The organism is Paenibacillus sp. OT2-17 (genome assembly GCF_009827695.1).
GTDB lineage: Bacteria > Bacillota > Bacilli > Paenibacillales > Paenibacillaceae > Paenibacillus > Paenibacillus polymyxa_B.
Genome location: NZ_WUDQ01000552.1, coordinates 1 through 2,474, shown reverse-complemented (window position 1 = coordinate 2,474; position 2,474 = coordinate 1). Strand labels below are relative to the sequence as shown.

The window sequence follows — 2,474 nt, the reverse complement described above, 5'->3', positions numbered from 1 at the left end:
AAACCGCGTAAAATATAGGATGAATATCCGTAATCCGATGCTGGATCATGTGAAGAATAATTATCCTTTGGCTTTTCAGGCGGGGGTCATAGGTGCCAAGTTAATCGAGAGCAAACTGAATTTGACCATACCAGAGACAGAAATGGGTTATTTGGCGATTCATATCGGGGCCGCCATGGAAAGGCAGCAGATGAACAACAGACCTAAACGCTGCCTTGTCGTATGCACTTCGGGTGTTGGAAGTGCCCGCTTGCTGTATTACAAGCTACGTAGCAAGTTCGGTGAAAGGCTTGAGGTTGCTGGCACGACCGAGTATTACAAGTTGCAGCAGGTTCCTTTGCATGGCATTGATTTTGTGGTAAGCACAGTTCCAATCCCGCAGACATTATCCGTTCCGGTCGTGGTGGTTCAGACTCTGCTTGGCGGCGGTGACATCGATAAGATTGAAGAGCTGCTGACGGATGAAAACGAATTTACTTTCCGCTACATTATGGAAGAGCTTGTATTTCTGAGACATAACTTTACTACAAAAGAAGAGGTTATTACTTTTTTGGGAGAAAGAATGCATACTTCCGGATTGATCCGCTCTTCCGAGGGATTCATCGGATTGGTGATGGAAAGGGAAAATGCTGCTCCTACGGCTTACGGAAATCTGATAGCCATTCCTCATCCTATTATTCCGCAAAGCAACCGGACGGTATGGGCGGTCTGTACACTGAAATCTCCCATAGATTGGTCCGGCAAGCCCGTGCAGTTCGTCTGCCTGCTCAGTATTAACAAAAACGGCGACGAGCCTCCGGCGAAAATGTATAAGCATCTGATGGGACTACTCGACGACTCGGATATTATCCAGCAAATGCTGGAATGCAAAACCTACGGGGATTTTGCTCAAATTATTGTCAAACATAAACTGTATTAAAATAAAGCTCTGCACGACATCTGCTTGGATTTTGAACAAGCATCGTGCAGAGCTTCTCTATTTTTTTCCATTGTAAGCATTTCCGCTTCTAGTGGAAAAGGGTTGCGTTTAGAAGTCGGCAAGAATCGTATACACTGAATCTGTAAGCTAAAGAGATGAAATGCATGAGGTGAATTCAATGGACGAGTATCAGGAAATCATAATGGGACTTATAACAAATTCGGGTATTGCGAAGAGTAAAGCTATGGAAGCTATCAGCTTTGCCGAGAAGGGTAATGCGGAGCAGGCAGCAGAATGTCTTGAAGAATGCAAGAACGAGCTGGTCCAAGCGCATAAATCGCAGACGCGACTGATCCAGCAGGAAGCGGGTGGGACAGCTCATGAAGTGACACTGCTAATGGTGCATGCACAAGACCATCTCATGTCTGCCATTACGACCAAGGATCTGGCGAGACATATCGTGGAACTTTACAGCAGATTGAACCGTTACGAAGCAACAGTATCCATCACACCATTATCGGGGAGGAATAACCAATGAAACAAATTACGCTTGTATGCGCAGCAGGAATGTCTACAAGTATGTTGGTACAAAAGATGCAGAAGGCTGCACAGGCTCAAAATGTTGAGGTTGAAATCAGAGCTACTTCCGAAAGCTCTTTTAAAGAGTATGCGGACAAAACGGACGTATTGCTGATAGGACCGCAGGTTGGCTACTTGGAAGACGATTTTAAAACCAAATACGAGCCTAAAGGCATCAAGGTAAGCGTAATCGACAGAATGGATTATGGCATGATGAATGGTGAAAAAGTACTTGCCGAAGCCTTAAATCTATAATCGTCTGTACATATAGATCAACACTTTTTCATTGGAGGTGTTAAATGAAATATCATAAATTGAAAGCGTTTGATTCCAATTTTCTATGGGGTGGATCGACCTCGTCCTATCAGTTTGAAGGAGCATGGAACGAGGACGGAAAAGGGCCGTCTGTTATTGACACCCGTCCGCCCCGGGAAGAGATCACTGATTATAAGGTGGCAAGCGATCATTACCATCACTATAAGGAAGACATTGCCTTACTGGCGGAAATGGGCTTAAGGCTTATCGCTTCTCGGTGGCCTGGACCCGCATTTATCCGCAGGGAACAGGGGAATTGAATCCGAAAGGCATACAGTTTTACAACCATTTAATTGATGAGTTATTAAAATACGGGATCGAACCGATCGTGACCATGTATCATTTTGATCTTCCGGCAGCTTTGGAAAAAGAAGGCGGATGGTCGAACCGTAGTACAATCAACGCATTTGAAACGTATGCGAAGACATTGTTCGAACACTTTGGGGACCGGGTGAAATATTGGTTAACTATTAACGAACAAAACATGATGATTTTGCACGGTTCCGCTTTGGGAACGTTGGACCCGAACCCTCAGAATCCGAAAAAGGAATTGTATCAGCAAAATCATCATATGCTTCTGGCTCAAGCCAGGGCGATGATTCTGTGCAAAGAAATGTTACCTGAAGCTAAAGTGGCACCGGCCCCTAACATCTCGTGCGTA

The 2,474-nt window shown here is 44.9% G+C and carries 3 protein-coding genes and 1 pseudogene; all 4 read left to right on the top strand.

What is annotated here, in order from left to right:
• On the top strand, nt 1-919 hold a 919-nt coding region (locus tag GRP75_RS24445; protein ID WP_160790612.1), incomplete at its 5' end, for a BglG family transcription antiterminator.
• A gap of 178 nt (nt 920-1,097) precedes the next feature.
• On the top strand, nt 1,098-1,457 hold the full coding sequence (locus GRP75_RS24440; RefSeq protein ID WP_023989372.1) for a PTS sugar transporter subunit IIA: 360 nt from the start codon (nt 1,098-1,100) through the stop codon (nt 1,455-1,457).
• Nucleotides 1,454-1,753 (top strand): PTS sugar transporter subunit IIB, encoded by a 300-nt coding sequence (locus tag GRP75_RS24435; protein ID WP_023989371.1) that lies wholly within the window; start codon nt 1,454-1,456, stop codon nt 1,751-1,753. Before GRP75_RS24440 ends, GRP75_RS24435 begins: the two co-directional genes overlap by 4 nt.
• Before the next feature lie 44 nt (nt 1,754-1,797).
• A pseudogene (locus GRP75_RS24430) lies at nt 1,798-2,474 on the top strand (glycoside hydrolase family 1 protein); the annotation flags it as partial.